The 16,919-nt window shown below is 61.8% G+C and carries 12 protein-coding genes; 3 read left to right on the forward strand and 9 right to left on the reverse strand.

The features are described 5' to 3' along the window. Nucleotides 1-55: 55 nt before the first annotated feature. On the reverse strand, nucleotides 56-1,030 hold the full coding sequence (gene epmA, locus Q2K57_RS01725; protein ID WP_112054649.1) for an EF-P lysine aminoacylase EpmA: 975 nt from the start codon (nucleotides 1,028-1,030) through the stop codon (nucleotides 56-58). Between the two features lie 172 nt (nucleotides 1,031-1,202). Next, nucleotides 1,203-1,769, reverse strand: coding sequence for an elongation factor P (gene efp / locus Q2K57_RS01730; RefSeq protein ID WP_112054650.1), 567 nt, complete (start codon nucleotides 1,767-1,769; stop codon nucleotides 1,203-1,205). A 100-nt stretch (nucleotides 1,770-1,869) separates the two neighbouring features. Between efp and epmB the strand changes: the two genes are divergently transcribed. Then, a complete protein-coding gene (epmB, locus tag Q2K57_RS01735; RefSeq protein WP_112054651.1) occupies nucleotides 1,870-2,913 on the forward strand; it encodes an EF-P beta-lysylation protein EpmB in 1,044 nt (347 codons plus the stop codon). A 135-nt stretch (nucleotides 2,914-3,048) separates the two neighbouring features. Here epmB and leuA read toward each other — a convergent pair whose 3' ends face one another. Both leuA and Q2K57_RS01745 read right to left on the reverse strand, forming a co-directional pair. Then, the gene (gene leuA, locus Q2K57_RS01740; RefSeq protein WP_112054652.1) at nucleotides 3,049-4,764 is read right to left on the reverse strand and encodes a 2-isopropylmalate synthase; all 1,716 of its coding nucleotides are present in this window, start codon (nucleotides 4,762-4,764) and stop codon (nucleotides 3,049-3,051) included. 350 nt (nucleotides 4,765-5,114) lie between these two features. Beyond that, the gene (locus Q2K57_RS01745) at nucleotides 5,115-5,942 is read right to left on the reverse strand and encodes an ion transporter (protein WP_112054653.1); all 828 of its coding nucleotides are present in this window, start codon (nucleotides 5,940-5,942) and stop codon (nucleotides 5,115-5,117) included. Nucleotides 5,943-6,268: 326 nt separating this feature from the next. Here Q2K57_RS01745 and Q2K57_RS01750 point away from each other — a divergent pair, with 326 nt between their 5' ends. Next, nucleotides 6,269-7,948: a diguanylate cyclase gene (locus tag Q2K57_RS01750; RefSeq protein WP_304525969.1), complete on the forward strand. Its 1,680-nt coding sequence runs from the start codon at nucleotides 6,269-6,271 to the stop codon at nucleotides 7,946-7,948. A gap of 76 nt (nucleotides 7,949-8,024) precedes the next feature. Here the strand turns inward: Q2K57_RS01750 and Q2K57_RS01755 are convergent, their stop codons facing one another. Next, nucleotides 8,025-8,282, reverse strand: a complete 258-nt coding sequence (locus Q2K57_RS01755) for a TIGR02647 family protein (protein ID WP_112054655.1) — start codon at nucleotides 8,280-8,282, stop codon at nucleotides 8,025-8,027. Nucleotides 8,283-8,670: 388 nt separating this feature from the next. On the opposite strand from Q2K57_RS01755, the gene Q2K57_RS01760 reads away from it, so the two are divergent. Continuing rightward, nucleotides 8,671-10,674: a PAS domain S-box protein gene (locus Q2K57_RS01760; RefSeq protein WP_304525970.1), complete on the forward strand. Its 2,004-nt coding sequence runs from the start codon at nucleotides 8,671-8,673 to the stop codon at nucleotides 10,672-10,674. 158 nt (nucleotides 10,675-10,832) lie between these two features. On the opposite strand, the gene serB is transcribed toward Q2K57_RS01760, so the two are convergent. From serB to Q2K57_RS01780, 4 genes are read right to left on the reverse strand one after another with little or no spacing between them, the layout of a single operon-like run. Next, nucleotides 10,833-12,059 carry a phosphoserine phosphatase SerB gene (serB, locus tag Q2K57_RS01765; protein WP_112054657.1) on the reverse strand — a complete coding sequence of 409 codons (1,227 nt, stop codon included), beginning with the start codon at nucleotides 12,057-12,059 and terminating at the stop codon, nucleotides 10,833-10,835. Between the two features lie 10 nt (nucleotides 12,060-12,069). Then, nucleotides 12,070-14,322 carry a DNA topoisomerase IV subunit A gene (gene parC, locus Q2K57_RS01770; RefSeq protein ID WP_112054658.1) on the reverse strand — a complete coding sequence of 751 codons (2,253 nt, stop codon included), beginning with the start codon at nucleotides 14,320-14,322 and terminating at the stop codon, nucleotides 12,070-12,072. Between the two features lie 7 nt (nucleotides 14,323-14,329). Then, on the reverse strand, nucleotides 14,330-16,210 hold the full coding sequence (gene parE, locus Q2K57_RS01775; RefSeq protein WP_112054659.1) for a DNA topoisomerase IV subunit B: 1,881 nt from the start codon (nucleotides 16,208-16,210) through the stop codon (nucleotides 14,330-14,332). A 55-nt stretch (nucleotides 16,211-16,265) separates the two neighbouring features. Then, the gene (locus Q2K57_RS01780) at nucleotides 16,266-16,916 is read right to left on the reverse strand and encodes a YqiA/YcfP family alpha/beta fold hydrolase (RefSeq protein WP_112054660.1); all 651 of its coding nucleotides are present in this window, start codon (nucleotides 16,914-16,916) and stop codon (nucleotides 16,266-16,268) included. Between the last annotated feature and the right edge of the window lie 3 nt (nucleotides 16,917-16,919).

Consider the following 16,919-nt stretch of genomic DNA (forward strand, 5'->3'; position numbering starts at 1 on the left):
TCCTCTCTGAATCAGGTGACCTACCCGTTACATTGGTTACCGGTAACATCGGCCTTCATGCTCGCGGGGTGGCGAAGGCCATCACCTCGGCGACGCTACCCTTGCCAAGCGCCAGTTGAAGCAGCCGGTCGAGACCCAGAGCCACTCCACTGCCCGAGGGCATGCCTGAGCGAAGCGCCGCCAGCAGACGCTCGTCAACATCCACTTCTGGCTTGCCAAGCGCCCGGCGGGCGATATTGTCCTCGAGGAAACGTGCCTGTTGTTCGCAGGCGTCGGTCAGCTCGTCATATCCGTTGGCGAGTTCCAGCCCATCGAGATAGACCTCGAAACGCGAGGCCACCCAGGCGCCGTCCTCCGGGTCCTGGTGGCGCCTGGCCAGCGCGGCCTGGCTGGCCGGGTAGTCGACCACCACGTCCGGCCCTTCGCGGCCAAGGGTCGGCTCGATGGCAAGGCTCATCAGCAGATCCAGGCAGTCATCTCTCTGCGCATCGGCCATGTCGAGCCCGCCTTGCGTACTGGCCAGACTGCGCAGTGCATCGAGGTCTTCCGTGAAGGGGTCGATGGCGAGGCCCTCGCGGAAGAGATCGCGGTAGCGGTACCGGCGCTGCGGGCCGGGATTATGGGGCAACACGTCGCGAATCAGAGCATCGGTCTCGTCGATCAAAGCGGCAAGTGTGAAGCCCGGGCGATACCACTCGAGCATGGTAAATTCGAGGTTGTGGCGCGTGCCCACCTCGCCGTCGCGAAAGCTGCGGGCGAGCTGGAAGATGGGCCCGCTGCCGGCCGCCAACAAGCGTTTCATGTGGAATTCCGGCGAAGTCTGCAACCACAGTCGCTCTCGGCCTGAGGGCGTCGTCGCCTCGCAGGACAGGGAGTCGAGATGCACATCGGTGCTGCCGCCATGACCGAGCACCGGCGTGTCGATCTCGAGCACGTCGCGTGCCGCGAAGAAGGCTCGCACCTTACCAAGCAGCCGGGCACGCTCGCGCAGGGTCGCGATCTCGGCCGAGGGGCGCCAATCGGTTGCCATAAAACTCTCCTAAAACGGTACTCAAGCTGAGCTCCACTTCTACTCAACTTCTGCTCGGAAAACACGAAGGCCACGCCGTATCGGCGTGGCCTTCATGGAGCTTAATCCATAAGTCTGAATAAGCAGTCCTAAATAAACAGGTCTGAATAAACAGGGTGGATTCGCGACCGGCTCAGGCGCGGGAGACGTAGTCGCCGGAGCGCGTATCGATCTTGAGCACCTCGCCCTCATTGATGAACAGCGGCACGCGCACCACGGCGCCGGAGGACAGCGTCGCCGGCTTGGAGCCGCCCTGCGCAGTGTCGCCCTTGAGGCCGGGGTCGGTCTCGGTGACTTCAAGCTCGATGAAATTCGGCGCGGTGACGGTGATGGCGTTGTCGTTCCACAACGTCACGGTGTAGGGCACCTGCTCCTTGAGCCACTTCTCGGTCTCGGCCAGGGCGCGCTTCTCGACCGCGTACTGCTCGAAGGAGCCATCGGTCTTCATGAAGTACCACATGTCGCCGTCGGAATAGAGGTATTCCATTTCCAGCTCGAGGACGTCAGCGGCTTCAAGGGAATCGCCAGACTTGAAGGTGCGCTCCCAGACACGACCGGTCATCAGGTTGCGTAGTTTGACCCGGTTGAAGGCCTGGCCCTTGCCCGGCTTGACGAAGTCGTTCTCAACGATCGCGCAGGGGTCGCCATCGAGCATCACCTTCAGACCGCCCTTGAATTCGTTGGTAGAATAGCTCGCCATGATTCCTCACCGATAATTGTTGGTCACGCCGGCCATTTGCCGGACGTGAATCGAAAATGTGACGCGGGCCCAAGCCCTCGCCCTCTGATAGTGTGTGCGCATGATAACCCGAAGCCCTGCCAATGTGCAGATTGCAAGCGACCTTGCCTCGTCGTCCCCTACATCCACCTCGCCGGCCTGGCAGCGTCAGCTGGCTGACGTGGTCCGCGACCCCGCCGAACTGTGCCGCCGCCTGGGGCTTGGCGACGAGGCCCTGCCCGGTGCGCGAGACGGCCATGCCCTGTTCGAGGTGCGCGTACCCGAGGCCTACCTCTCCCGCATCCGCCCGGGCGACCCGGACGATCCGCTGCTGCGCCAGGTACTGCCGCTGGTCGCCGAAACCGATGCCGTAGACGGCTTCATCGCCGACCCGCTCGAGGAAGCCGACCACACCCCGCGCCGGGGGCTGATTCACAAGTACGCCGGCCGTGTGCTTCTGATCGCGAGCCCGACCTGTGCCATCAACTGCCGCTACTGTTTCCGCCGCCACTTCCCCTATCAGGAGAACTCGCCCTCCAGGGCCCAGTGGCAGGCAACCCTCGATTACCTGCGCGAGGATGCCTCGATTCATGAGGTGATTCTCTCCGGCGGCGATCCGCTGGCGGCGAGTGATCGCCAGCTCGCCTGGCTGGTCGCACGCCTCGAGGAGATTCCTCACCTCAAGCGGCTGCGCATCCACACGCGGCTGCCGGTGGTGATTCCAGCCCGCATCGACGAAGCACTGCTCGACTGGCTGGGCAGCACGCGACTGCAGAAGGTGGTGGTGCTGCACGCCAACCATGCCCAGGAAATCGACGAGCACGTGGCGGCGGCCTGTAAGCGACTCACGGCGTCAGGCGTCACCCTGCTCAACCAGAGCGTGCTGCTGCGCGGCGTCAACGACAGCGTGGCGGCCCTGGCCGCACTTTCAGAGCGACTCTTCGAGACCGGGGTACTGCCCTACTACCTGCATGTGCTCGACCCGGTGAGCGGTGCCGCCCATTTCGACGTGGCCGATGAGGAAGCGCGCTCGCTGGTGGAGGCGCTGCGAGATCGGCTGCCCGGGTTCTTGATGCCGCGACTGGTGCGTGAAGTGCCCGGCGCCGCCAGCAAGACGCCGCTCTAGCGATTCAAGGCAGATTCACCAGGCATCACGGCGCCAAGCCTCTGCTCGACCAGCTTCAGCCGCCCAACGAAACGCCCCCGCGACCATTCGGTCGCGGGGGCGCTGGTTTGCCATCACATTATCGCGTCATACCGATCACTTCGCCGCCGCCAGGCTGTCCGCCGTGACGTTGGCCGCTACCGGCTCGTCGGCCAGGTGGCGGTTGAGTGCGCCGATCACACCCTTCATGGACGCGGCGGTGATGCTCTCGTCAATCCCCACGCCGAAGATCGCCTTCTCGCCGACACGCACCTCGACGTAAGCAATGGCCTCGGCATCGGCGCCCTGCCCGCGGGAATGCTCGTGATAGTCAATGATCTCGGCATCCACACCGTGAGCCACCAGCGCCTTGATGAAGGCGGCCAAGGGCCCGTTGCCTTCACCGCGGATAGTCTCGCGCTCGCCCTTGTGCTCGATCAGCGCCTCGAGGTGTACCCGCGGGCTGTCCGGTTCTGAAGACAGACGATGGTTGATCAGACCATAGGGGGCGGCCTTGTCCAGGTATTCGTCGCTGAAGGCCTGGTAGATCATTTTTGAGGTGATTTCGCGGCCGGTACGATCGGCCACTTCCTGCACGACCTGACTGAATTCGATGGACAGGCGGCGCGGCAGCTCGATGCCGTGCTCCTGCTCGAGCAGGTAAGAGATACCGCCCTTGCCTGACTGGCTGTTGACGCGGATCACTGCCTCGTAGCTGCGGCCAACGTCCATCGGATCGATCGGCAGATAAGGCACTTCCCATACCGCATCCGGGTTATCGCGGCGCGCGTTCATGCCCTTCTTGATGGCATCCTGGTGAGAGCCTGAGAAGGCCGTGAACACCAGATCGCCGACATAGGGGTGACGCGGGTGAACCGGCAACTGGTTGCAGTGCTCGACCTCACGCATGATCGGGGTGATGTTGGAGAAGTCGAGCGCCGGGTGCACGCCCTGGGTATAGAGATTCATGGCCAGGGTGACGATATCGACGTTACCGGTGCGCTCACCGTTGCCGAACAGGGTGCCCTCGACGCGATCGGCGCCGGCCATCACGGTCAATTCGGCGGCGGCCACGCCGGTGCCCCGGTCGTTGTGCGGGTGAACACTGACGATCAGGTGATCACGGTGGCTGATGTGACGGCAGAACCACTCGACCTGATCGGCATAGTTGTTGGGGGTCGCGCACTCCACCGTCGCCGGCAGGTTAACGATCATCGGCTTCTCGGCCGTGGCGCCATAGGTCGCCATGACCTCGTCGACGATCTCGACCGCGAAATCCATCTCGGTGGTAGTAAAGAGCTCCGGCGAGTACTGGAAGGTCCAGTCGGTTTCCGGGGACTCTTCCATGCGCTGACGAATCAGGGCAGTGGCATCGCAGGCGATCTTGATGCAATCGCTCTTGTCGACGTTGAATACCACGCGGCGAAATACCGGGTCAGTCGCGTTGTACACGTGCACGATGGCCTTCTTCGCGCCCTTCAAGGCCTCGAAGGTCCGGTCGATCAGATGCGGGCGCGCCTGGGTCAACACCTGGATGGTCACGTCATCCGGCACCAGGTCGTCCTCGATCAGCTCGCGGGCGAAGTCGAAGTCGATCTGCGAGGCGGACGGGAAGCCGATCTCGATCTGCTTGAACCCCACCTGAACCAGCAGATCGAAGAAACGCTTCTTGCGCTCGAGATCCATCGGATCGATCAGCGCCTGGTTGCCATCGCGAAGGTCAACGCTACACCACAGCGGCGGCGTCTCGATGCGCCGGCTGGGCCACTGGCGATCGGGCAGATCAACGGCAACGAAGGGGCGGTATTTACTGGACGGGTCGGCGAGCATCATGGCGTGAACTCCTGGCGCGGGGTGAGTGATGGCGTGCACATACGACGACGCCCCGGCTGCTGAGGGCAGGCCGGGGCGTCGGTCGCGGAAATATAGCGGTATACGAACACGCAGCGGTGGCTTCGAGGCATGAAAGCCCAAAAAGAAGCGACGGCGCATACGTTTGTAGACATGTGGCTGACTGACATCTTGCTACCTCAACGACCTGAACAACTTGGACTCTAAAATGCAACGCGAGGCGTCGCCCGGCGGGCTCAAAGGCCAGCTAGTAGTAGTCGTAGGTCTAGGCGGAGGTCAAAAGATGTCGTATTCATGTGCCCAAGCAAATCAGGCTGACGAGTGCTTGTCAACTAGCGATCCCGGGACAGCCCCTCCTCCAACCGAGTGATCTGCTCGCTCAGGGCCCTGACATCACGACGCAAGGCATGCAGTTCGCCGGCCTCGCCAGTGCCATTCTCGATCTCCATCTGCACGCTTTCCTTCTGCATCACGTCGAGCACGATACCGATCATCATATTGAGAAAGATGAACGCAGTCAGGAAGATAAAGGTTAAATAATACAGCCAGCTCCAAGCATACAGCTCTTGGGTGGCGTACATGACATCGGTCCAATCCTCAAAGGTCGCGATGCGAAACAGTGTCAGCATAGCCACCGAGATGTTGTCCCACAGGAAAGGATCGACGTCATTAAACAGGAAGCTGCCGAGCGCGGCATAAATGTAGAAAATGATGAACATCAGCAGGGCCACGTAGCCCATGCGGGGAATCGACTTGATCAGCGCCGCCAGCAGAATGCGCAGCTCGGGAATCATCGATACCAGGCGCAGCACCCGGAAGACGCGCAACAGCCGTGCCAGCAACACCATTTCCGAGTCGTCCAGCGGTATCAAGCTTGCCACGACAATCAGGGTATCGAAGATGTTCCAGCCGCTCTTGAAGAAGTCCTTGACCGAGCGTTCAGCGGCCAGGCGAATCAGAATCTCGACAAGAAAGAAAAGCGTCACCGCCCAGTCGAAGTAGTACAGCGCCTGCTCGAAGCGACTAGTCTGTTCTTCATAGGTCTTGGCACCGATCAACAATGCCGAGACGAGAATGATGGCGATCACGCAGGTCTCGAACAGCTTATTGGCGCGCAGCCGCTCGAAGCGGGCCTGCCAGGTGTTGAAGGGTTCGCTCATCGGGGATGGGGTCTCTTTTCGGGGGCTCTTTCTTGGCGACTTTTTCTTGACGACTTTCTCTTGGCGACTCTTTCCAAGGGGCTCGCTACAAGTCGACCTGGTCTGATCGGGCGTGGGCCTAGGCATTAATCACTGGCCGTCATCGACCATGCTCATCGGCCTTGGGCCTAGCGCCCGCGAGAATAGCACGGGGTCGTGATGGCAATCACAGGGATACCGTACTTTCCCCCTCTTCTTTCACTCGGCGGTATACGATATACCATTCATCAGGCGCCATGAGCCAGTCCACCCCAAGAGGCTTGAACATATGATCGAGCGAGTTCGCCATGCCTCATGACAGCTGGCTTCGTTGCGCTGCCGCACTTCATAACGACGTCTACCTGCTGCTAGATCACCAACTGCGGATCAGCGAACAGCTGGGCACCCTGACCGATGTAGACACCACGGATCTGTCGGGTCAGATGCTGACTGACTGCGTCGCCCCCGATGGCATGGCGGCTTTGGAGACGACCCTGTCGGCACTGCTGATACGTCGCCTGCCTGGTGAAGTCACGACGCTCTGGCCCAACGGTAACCAGACGCATTGGAAAGCCATGCCGACGCCGACCGCGGGGCTGGTGTTAAGCCGGGTACGAGAACGCCAAGCGGGGTTGGGACATGACTCATTGGTGTCGATGATCGATGCCCTGCCAGTCATGGTGGCAAGCATCGATAACGAGCTGCGTTACCGCTTCGTCAACGCGAGCTACGAGGCCTTCTTCGGAAAGACCCGTGGCACACTGTGCGGGCAACATATCGAAGTGATCCTCGGCGAGGCAACGTGGAAGCGGCTGACCCCGTTCTACGAGCGGGTCCTATCCGGCGAACGCGTGCAGTACGAAGAGACCCTACCCTTGAAAGACGGCAGTGTCTTGGAGTGCCGCGTCCAGTATGTGCCGGACATGGCCGCGGATGGCAGCGTAAAAGGGTTCTTCGCCGCTATCGAGGACGTCAGCGAATACGGCGCCACGATACGTCTACTGAAGCAGATTCATCACATTGTCCACAATCGACCCGACGAGTATGACAGCACTATCGATGACCTCCTGACCCTGGCGCTCGACTTCCTGGGCCTAGAGATCGGCATCGTCAGCCAAGTCAGCGGCGACATCTACAAGGTGCGTCATGTGGTCAGCCAGCAATCCGGGCTAGAGCCTGGGGCACAGTTTTCCCTGGGGGAGACGTTCTGCTGCCTGACGCTAGAAGCTGACGATGTGCTGGGCACCGTCCATGCCGGCGAGAACCCGCTTTTTCAGGGCCACCCCTGCTATCAGCGCTTCCCGCTGGAGAGCTACATTGGCGTCCCGCTGATCATCAACGGCGAAGTGTGGGGCACCCTCAACTTTTCGAGCCCTAAAGCACGACAGATGTCGTTCACCGCGCTGGAAATCGAGCTGGTGCGCCTGGTCGGCGATGCTGTTGAGCATCTGATCACCAGGTATCTCACCTCTGAACGCTGGGCCAAGGAACGGGAAGCCATCAACCATCTGGCGCTGACCGATGCGCTGACCGGGCTACCCAACCGCGCTCGAATCGACCGGGCCCTGGATGAAGCCATCACCCGACGCTATGCCATCAGCTTGGCGATCATCGATATCGACTTCTTCAAGCGTATCAACGACCGTCATGGGCACGACGTTGGCGATCGAGTACTGCGCGGAGTTGCTGACACACTGGCGGAAGGCGTACGTGAGGGAGATCTGATCGGTCGACTGGGCGGTGAGGAATTCATGCTGCTGATGCACGCCACTCCCTTGTTTACGGCTCGTCGTGTAGCGGAACGGCTGCGCCGGGCCGTCGAATCTTTCTCGCTGCCAATGGACCCGGAACCGCCGCTGTCGGTGACCATCAGCCTTGGCCTCACCCAGGGGCGACAGGACGACGATGCCGCCAGTCTCTATCAGCGTGCCGATCACGCCCTCTACATGGCCAAGCACCGAGGGCGCAATAGGATCGAAGTACTCTAGACCGCCATAACCATAATCAAACGCCCCGCCCTGCAGCATGGCGGGACGGGGCGTGTAATGCGAGACCTGCAGCGGACTAGCTGGCTAGCTTCTCGGTTACTAGGATGGTCAGCAAATCCTGAGCGTGCTGGGCGGCTTCGTGACCGAGGCTCGTCAGGTATCCGCCGTCGTCCTGCGTAATCAGGCCCTTGTCATGAAGCCGGCGGGCAGCCGAAATGGCTTCCGGCGTAGCGTTCGAATGTACCTTGATGCCTTCTTGGGTCGTGGTCAGGTTGAACAGGCCAAGGATCTTCATTTCCTCGAACAGCTCCGGCGAGAAACGGGATGTGGGCATGGCGACCTCATACAAGTAAGTGACTCTCACAAACTAGCCCGCCATCCGCCACGGCACCAGAGCTACCTCATCCGCAAACGCCAATATCGTCCCATCGATTACGATCCTGTGACCCGGAGACTTTTTTCAACGCAATAGTCACGATGCGCAGGTGAATATGGGCGGAATGCACCACGCTATCTCTAGGGACACGCTGAATAGAAAAATACCGGTATAGCATCAGGAATATATAAGCCAAAGATGCGGATCATCAGACGGATCTGACAGTAAGGAGTGCGCTGTGACCTCCCAAGGGAAAAACGAGAACCAAGCCAGTGACGCTTCCTTAGACGCAGGCCAGCGGGATGATGAAGGTCAGATAAAGCGACTGCAGGCTGATCTTGAGCATATGAGACTAGAGCGCGATCAGTGGAAGCGGGAATCGAATCAGCTCTTCGACGCCATGTTTCGGCAAAATACCGCACCCAAGCTGTTGATAGAGGTCGATAGCGGACAGATCATCGATGCTAATGAGTCGGCGCTTTCGTTTTACGGCTATTCCCGATCAGCGATCGAGCGACTGAACATTCGCGACATCAATCCTCTTGATGACGCGGCCCTCAGGCGGGAACTTCAATTAGCGCAGCGCGAAGAGCGGCGCTTTTTCCGTTTCCAGCACCGCCTGGCCAACGGCGAGCTGCGTGATGTCGAGGTCTACAGTAGCCCGATGACGCGCCACGGATGCCAGTTGCTTCACTCGATCATCCATGACGTAACCGAACGCACCAGAGCAGAAGCCGAGCTGGCCGCCCAGAAAGCCGAGTATCGCGACCTGATCGAGCAGCACCCTCATTTCGTGGTGCGTTACCTGCCCGACACCACGATTCTCTTCATCAACGCTCCCTTGTCTAAGCTGACCGGTAAGCATCAAGACGCCCTGGTCGGCAAGCGCTGGGGCGACCTGCTGCCCGCCGAACAGCAGGACGCCATCCGAGAACACCTGGCTGACTTCAGTGACCAGACACCGATTCGCGCGTTCGAGAACCAGGTAACCGATAGCCAGGGTAAGACGCGCTGGGTGCACTGGACCAGTCGCGCCTTCTGTGATGAGAACGGCACGCCAAGGGAGTTCCAGAGCGTAGGTATCGATATTACCGAACGTCGAATGCTCGAGCAGGAGCATCGACGGCTGAGCGAAATCATCGAAGCAACCCCCGACTTGATCTCCATGGCGGACACCGAGGCACGGCCGTTCTATTACAACCCAGCCGGCAAGAAGCTGATAGGCCACCAGTTGGCCTCGTCATCTCCCGATGAGCATATCGTCTTCCATCAGCTGGCGGATATCTGGCAGCACCTACGTGAGAACGCAATACCGGAGGCGCTGAGAAACGGCTATTGGCAGGGGGAAGGCAAGATTCGAAATGCCCTGGGCGAAGAGATCCCGGTTCAGCAGACGCTGATCGCTCACCGCAACGCGCAAGGCGAGACCACGCACTTCTCAACCATCATGCATGACCTGACGCAGCACAAGGCGCTTGAGGCCGAGCACCGGCTGATGGCTGTCGCCTTTCATACCGGGCAAGGGGTAATGATCGTCAACCGACAGCAGATCATCGAACGCGTCAACGATGCTTTTACCTCGATCACCGGCTATACGCTTCAAGCAGCCGTTGGCCAGTCCCCTCAGTTGCTGCAATCCGACCAGCACGATGCCACCTTCTACCAGCGTGTCCAATTCACTCTGTCGGTCAGCGGGTACTGGGAGGGAGAATACTGGTATCGACATCAAAACGGCGAAACTCTGCCTTTATGGCAGTCCATCTCCACCCTGACCAACGGCCAAGGTGAGATCGAGCACTATATCTACGTCTTCCATGACATCCGCAAGCAGAAGATATTGGAAGAAGAGCTCAAGCATCTCGCCGAACATGACCGGCTGACCGGCATCTGCAACCGCACCCGACTCTATCGGCTGCAGGAGCAGGCTATCAACGACCTCGAGCGTTACGACACGCCTTTTTCGCTAATCATGCTCGATATCGACTGTTTCAAGGACATCAATGATGAGTACGGACACGATGTCGGCGACAGTGTGCTCAAGGCACTGACCGATGTCATCATCCGGCAGCTGCGTGACAGTGACGAAGTCGGTCGCTGGGGCGGCGATGAATTCATGCTGCTGGCCGGCCACACGCACCTGGACGGCGCCATCAAGCTGGCAGAACGGGTTCGCGCCAGCATCGAAGCGACATCCTTCGACGATGTCGGCAGCGTGACCGTGAGCCTGGGGGTCGTGGAGTTCCATCGCGGTATGACCCTAGCGGAGTCGGGGAAAGCCGTCGATGAGGCGCTCTATCGAGCCAAGCGCCGGGGGCGTAATCGCGTGGAGAGCCTTCCCGGCGACACCTGATGACAGCCCCGGGAACCGACTTGAGCACGTAAGCTCAGGCGTAACGGGTTAGAACAACACCCGATCGGACAACAGCTGAGCGGCTTACCCATGGTTCGCTTGTTGGCTCGCATAGTGAATGCAGCTCGCCTGGAGGATGAGGCTCGCGCCAGAAGCCCTCAGCCCTCAAGATCGCTCTGGCGATAGCCGATCAGATAGAGCACTGCATCGAGACCCAGTGTCGAAAGCGAATGACTGGCCTGCTGACGCACCAGCGGCTTGGCCCGAAAGGCGATACCGAGTCCCGCTGTGGCTAGCATCTTCAAATCGTTGGCGCCGTCACCCACGGCAATGGTCTGCTCCAGCGCCAGCCCCTCGCGGCGGGCGATCTCGCGCAGCAGATAGGCTTTGCGCTCGGCATCGAGGATCGGCTCACGCACCTCGCCGGTGACCTTGCCATTCTCGATGACCAGCTCATTGGCATGGACTTCATCAAAGCCAAGCTTCTGCTGCAGGTAATCGGCGAAGTAGGTAAAGCCACCGGAGAGGATGGCGGTGCGATATCCCAACCGTTTGAGGTGGCCCATCAGGCGTTCGACGCCGTCCATCAACGGCAGGTTCTCGGCGATGTCGGCGAGCACCGCCTCGTCCAGGCCCTTCAGCTTGCTCATCCGCTCGCGAAAGCTCTGCTGAAAATCCAGCTCGCCGCGCATCGCCCGTTCGGTGACCGCTGCCACCTCATCGCCCACGCCGTGGCGCCGGGCCAGCTCGTCGATCACTTCGGTCTGGATCAGCGTCGAGTCCATGTCGAAGCACACCAGCCGACGGTGGCGACGCCAGATCGAATCCTCCTGAATGGCGATATCCACGCCGTGCATGGCGCCCAGCGCCAGGGCCTTTTCACGCAAGGCGGTCAGGTCGACTTCCTCACCGCGCAGCCAACACTCGACGCAGGCGCCCATGGGGTGACGATCGCTGCCCTCTCCGGCCACGCTGCCATCCAGCGGCTCACGGCCTGACAGACGATGGATCAGCTCGACGGTCAGGTCATGTTCGGCGGTCAGGGCGCCGACCTCGGCAAGAATGCCCGCAGGGAGATGCGGCGCCAGCAGGGTCAGGATCAGCCGTGGCCGACTTTCCTGGGCGCTCCAGCGCTGATAGTCCTCGGCACCCACCTGCACCGCCTGGATGTCGAGCCCCAAGGTATCGCCAGCCTCAGCGAGAATCGCCTCCAGGTCGCTGTCATGATCAAGCCCGACCAGCGCCTCCAGCGACAGGATATCGAAGGTCACGCTCTGATTGATGTCCAACAGGCGGGCCCCGGCGCGGGCCAGGGCGCTTCCTAGGCCGGCGAGCTGGCCGGGATGGGCCTGGCCCGTGGCGCGAATCAAGAGTCGTCGTGTCATGAGCCTTCCCTCAGTCTTCAATGGCGAGGCGGTCAACCTTCTGGAAGCCGCGAGGCAGCTTGCTGCCGCGACGCCCGCGTTCACCGGTATAGTAATCGAGATCGCTCGGCTTGAGCGTCAGCTTGCGCTTGCCGGCATGCACCACCAGCGCGGCCCCTTCAGGCAGCATCACCAGGTCGCGCATGAACTCTTCGCGCTGGGTGGCTCGGGTGCCGGGAATATCGAGCATCTTGTTGCCTTTGCCCTTGGCCATCTCCGGTAGCTGTTCGAGGGCAAACACCAGCAGGCGCCCTTCGTTGGAGACGGCGGCAACCTGCACGCCCTCACCGCTCGGCACCGCCAGCGGCGGAATCACAGCACAGCCCTTGGGTACCGAGAGGATGGCCTTGCCGGCCTTGTTCTTGCCGATCAGGTCCTCGAGCCGGGCAATGAAGCCATAGCCGCCGTCGGACGCCAGCAGATAGCGAGTCTCGGGGGGCGCCAGCATCAGCCCGGCCATATGCGCCCCAGCCGCGGTGTTGACGCGACCGGTAATCGGCTCGCCCTGGCTTCTGGCGCTGGGCAGGTTATGGGCGGCCAGGGTGTAAGCTCGCCCGGTATCGTCAAGCAGCACCAGCGGCTGATTGGTCTTGCCTCGCGCCGCCAGGTGGAAGCGGTCGCCGGACTTGTAGCTGAGCCCGGCGGGGTCGATCTCGTGCCCCTTGGCCGAGCGAATCCAGCCCTTCTCGGACAGCACCACGGTGACCGGATCGGCGCCGAGAAGCTCGACTTCAGACAGCGCCTTGGCCTCGCCGCGCTCGACCAGCGGCGCACGGCGATCATCGCCGTGTTCCTTGGCAGCCTCGCGCAACTCATCTTCGATCAGGTCGGTGAGTGCTTCCTCGCTACCCAGCAGCGTCTTGAGGTGCTTACGCTCAGCGGCCAACTCGTCCTGCTCGCCGCGAATCTTGAACTCCTCGAGTTTGGCCAAGTGGCGCAAACGCAGCTCAAGGATGGCCTCTGCCTGACGCTCGGAGAGATCGAAGGCCTGGATCAGCGCGGCCTTGGGCTCGTCCTCTTCCCGAATGATACGGATCACCTCATCGATATTGAGGTAGGCCGCCAGCAGACCCTCGAGAATATGCAGGCGATCCTCGACCTTGCCCAGGCGATGTTCGAGGCGCCGGCGCACGGTCGTGCGGCGGAAGTTGAGCCATTCGCCAAGCATTTGCGGCAGGGGCATGACCCGCGGCCGGCCATCCAGGCCAATCACATTCATGTTGACGCGGATGTTCTTCTCGAGATCGCTGGTGGCGAACAGGTGTGCCATCAGGGCCTCGATATCGACCCGGTTGGAGCGCGGCTCGATAACCAATCGCGTCGGAGTCTCGTGGGTCGATTCGTCGCGCAGGTCGGCAACCATCGGCAGCTTCTTGGCCTGCATCTGGGCGGCGATCTGCTCGAGTACCTTGGACCCGCTTACCTGGTAAGGCAGCGCGGTGATCACCACCTTGCCCTCTTCCAGGGTGTAACGGGCACGCAGCTTGACCGAGCCACGGCCACTCTCATAAAGCTTACGCAGATCAGAGCGCGGGGTGATGATTTCAGCGGCAGAGGGAAAGTCCGGCGCCGGCACATACTCGAGCAGATCGGCCGTCGTCGCCTCAGGGTGGCGCAGCAGGTGGCAGGTCGCTTCGACCACCTCGTTGACGTTATGGGGCGGTATATCGGTGGCCATGCCCACGGCGATGCCGGTACCGCCGTTGAGCAGCACATGGGGCAACTTGGCCGGCAGCACCACCGGCTCGTTCATGGTGCCATCGAAGTTGGGCGTCCAGTCGACGGTGCCCTGCCCCAGTTCGCTGAGCAGCACCTCGGAAAACTTGGACAGCCGCGCCTCGGTGTAGCGCATGGCGGCGAAGGACTTGGGGTCGTCGGGGCTGCCCCAGTTGCCCTGGCCATCCACCAGCGGATAGCGGTAACTGAACGGCTGGGCCATCAGCACCATCGCCTCGTAGCAGGCGCTGTCACCGTGCGGGTGAAACTTGCCGAGTACGTCGCCGACGGTGCGCGCCGACTTCTTGTACTTGGCGTTGGCGCTGAGCGAAAGCTCGCGCATGGCGTAGACGATGCGCCGCTGCACCGGCTTCATGCCGTCGCCGATGTGGGGCAGCGCACGGTCGAGAATCACGTACATCGAGTAGTCGAGGTACGCCTTTTCGGTGTACTCGCGAAGGGAAAGACGCTCGACGTCCCCCTCCGCCACCTGAATATCCATGGTCATCGGGGAATCAAACCTCTATGTCTGCGAGATTGCCGTAGTCCTCGAGCCAGCTCTTGCGATCACTGGCGCGCTTGCGGGCGAGCAGCATGTCCATCATCTCGAAGGTGCCGTCGCCATCCTCACGGGTCAGCTGCACCAGACGGCGCGTATCGGCGGCCATGGTGGTCTCGCGCAACTGCAGCGGGCTCATCTCGCCGAGGCCCTTGAAGCGCTGGACGTTGACGGTGCCGCGCTTGCCTTCCAGGCGCTTGAGAATCGCCGCCTTCTCGCTCTCGTCGAGGGCATAGTGAACCTCCTTGCCCAGGTCGATGCGATACAGTGGCGGCATGGCGACGAACACGTGGCCAGCGGCCACCAGCGCCGGGAAGTGGCGCACGAACAGCGCACACAGCAGGGTAGCAATGTGCAGTCCGTCGGAGTCGGCATCGGCAAGGATGCAGATCTTGTGGTAGCGCAGCTTCGAGAGATCATCGCTGACCGGGTCGATGCCGATGGCCACGGCGATGTCGTGAACCTCCTGAGAGCCATAGATGTCGTGGGACTCCACCTCCCAGGTATTGAGGATCTTGCCACGCAGCGGCAGGATCGCCTGCGTTTCGCGATCACGAGCCTGCTTGGCGCTACCCCCAGCGGAATCACCCTCGACCAGGAACAGCTCGCTGGCGGCCGGATCCTGACCTGAGCAGTCGGCAAGTTTGCCCGGCAGCGCAGGGCCGGAAGTGACCTTCTTGCGAGCGACCTTCTTGGCGCTCTTCTGGCGGCGCTGGGCGGCGCTGATCACCAGCTCCGCCAGCGCCTCGGCCTGATCGACATGGTGGTTGAGCCACAGCGAGAAGGCATCCTTGACCACGCCGGAGACAAAGGCCGCCACCGCCCGGGAGGACAGCCGCTCCTTGGTCTGGCCAGCGAACTGTGGGTCGAGCATTTTCACCGAGAACACATAGCTGACCCGCTCCCACAAATCGTCGGCGGTCAGCTTCACGCCCCGGGGCAGAATGCTTCTGTACTCGCAGAACTCGCGCAGTGCCTCGAGCAGCCCCGAGCGCAGGCCATTGACGTGAGTGCCGCCGAGCGGAGTGGGGATCAGGTTGACGTAGGATTCCATCAGCGGCTCGCCACCCTCCGGCAGCCACTGCAGCGCCCAGTCGACGCCCTGCTCGTCGTCGGCGAAGTGGCCAACGAACGGCGAGGCCGGCAGCACTTCGAAGCCGTCGGTGGCCTGGGCCAGATAGTCGCGCAGGCCATCCTCGTATTGCCACTCGCTCTGGCTGCCATCGGTCTCGGTAAGGGTTACCTTGAGCCCTGGACAGAGCACCGCCTTGGCACGCAGCAGGTGCTTCAGCCGCGGCAGGGCAAGCTTGGGGCTGTCGAAATAGCTCTCGTCGGGCCAGAAGCGCACCAGGGTGCCGGTGGCACGCTTGGCACAGCTGCCGATAACGGCCAGGTCCGACACCTTTTCACCGTGCTCGAAGGCGATGGCGTGGCGATTACCGTCGCGACACACCTCGACCTCGAGGCGCCGCGACAGGGCGTTGACCACCGACACACCGACCCCGTGCAGGCCGCCCGCAAAGCGGTAGCTCGACTGGGAGAACTTGCCACCGGCATGCAGCTTGGTGAGGATCAGCTCGATCCCCGAGACGCCGTGCTCGGGGTGAATATCGATGGGCATGCCGCGGCCGTCATCCGAAACCTCGATGCCGCCATCGGCAAGCAGGCGCAGCTGGATGTGATGGGCATGCTCGGCCAGGGCCTCATCGACGCTGTTGTCGATGACTTCCTGAGCCAGGTGATTGGGTCGCGAGGTATCCGTGTACATCCCCGGGCGCTTTCGCACCGGTTCGAGCCCGGAAAGAACCTCGATGGAACTAGCACTGTATTGCGTCATGCGTTGTCCAGGTGTTTGGCAGTGAACGGGGCGGATGGCACGCCGCCAGGCGTCGTCATGCGTGATGAAAGATCGTGGTCACCCGGCCCGGTGCGAGGCGACGACCGCCGTGGGCCAGCACCGCCGGCAGATAGTCAGCAAGTGCGCTGAAGCCGTGGTCGCCGCCAGGATGCAGGATCGTCGAGCATCCCGCGTAGGCCTCGAAGGCATCGCGACAGTCCAGCGTCTCGTCAGCGGTACCCAGCAGCAGAAGGTAATGCGCAGGCGTCAACCGGGCCGGTGTCAGGGCCTCAAGCGCCTCATGGTGACGGTGGTCGATGACGAAGCGCTCGCCAGTATCCGCGTTGACGAAGGCCTCGCCGATCCAGCTTTGCATCAGACGTGCCGGCCGCACCGCCGGGTTGATGGCCACCGCGGGAAGGCCCAGCCGCTCGGCAAGGCAACTGACCAGAAAGCCGCCCATGGAACTGCCCACCAATAGCGGCCGTGGGCCCAGGGCCTCGAGTGCCGCCTCGGCGGTGGCCAGGGCCTCATTGGGGCGATGCGAGAGCTGCGGGGCCTCACAGGGCAAGGGGGCCCTTTCCACGACGCTACAGGCCGCGCGCATCAGTTGCGACTTGGGCGAACTTACGCCGCTATTGAAGCCGTGCAGGTAGAGCACGCCGCTCGCCGGGGTCGATTCACGATCGATGTCGGCGCTCAGCATACC

This window comes from Halomonas sp. I5-271120 (assembly GCF_030553075.1).
In the GTDB taxonomy this organism is placed as follows: domain Bacteria; phylum Pseudomonadota; class Gammaproteobacteria; order Pseudomonadales; family Halomonadaceae; genus Onishia; species Onishia taeanensis_A.

Bases quoted from the DNA above. Each gene is read 5' to 3' on its own strand.
- epmA (WP_112054649.1), bottom strand. From the start codon at position 1,030: ATGGCAACCGATTGGCGCCCCTCGGCCGAGATCGCGACCCTGCGCGAG.
- Q2K57_RS01755 (WP_112054655.1), bottom strand. From the start codon at position 8,282: ATGCCCACATCCCGTTTCTCGCCGGAGCTGTTCGAGGAAATGAAGATC.
- Q2K57_RS01750 (WP_304525969.1), top strand. From the start codon at position 6,269: ATGCCTCATGACAGCTGGCTTCGTTGCGCTGCCGCACTTCATAACGAC.
- epmB (WP_112054651.1), top strand. From the start codon at position 1,870: ATGATAACCCGAAGCCCTGCCAATGTGCAGATTGCAAGCGACCTTGCC.
- Q2K57_RS01745 (WP_112054653.1), bottom strand. From the start codon at position 5,942: ATGAGCGAACCCTTCAACACCTGGCAGGCCCGCTTCGAGCGGCTGCGC.
- parE (WP_112054659.1), bottom strand. From the start codon at position 16,210: ATGACGCAATACAGTGCTAGTTCCATCGAGGTTCTTTCCGGGCTCGAA.
- Q2K57_RS01780 (WP_112054660.1), bottom strand. From the start codon at position 16,916: ATGCTGAGCGCCGACATCGATCGTGAATCGACCCCGGCGAGCGGCGTG.
- efp (WP_112054650.1), bottom strand. From the start codon at position 1,769: ATGGCGAGCTATTCTACCAACGAATTCAAGGGCGGTCTGAAGGTGATG.
- parC (WP_112054658.1), bottom strand. From the start codon at position 14,322: ATGACCATGGATATTCAGGTGGCGGAGGGGGACGTCGAGCGTCTTTCC.
- serB (WP_112054657.1), bottom strand. From the start codon at position 12,059: ATGACACGACGACTCTTGATTCGCGCCACGGGCCAGGCCCATCCCGGC.
- leuA (WP_112054652.1), bottom strand. From the start codon at position 4,764: ATGATGCTCGCCGACCCGTCCAGTAAATACCGCCCCTTCGTTGCCGTT.
- Q2K57_RS01760 (WP_304525970.1), top strand. From the start codon at position 8,671: ATGAGACTAGAGCGCGATCAGTGGAAGCGGGAATCGAATCAGCTCTTC.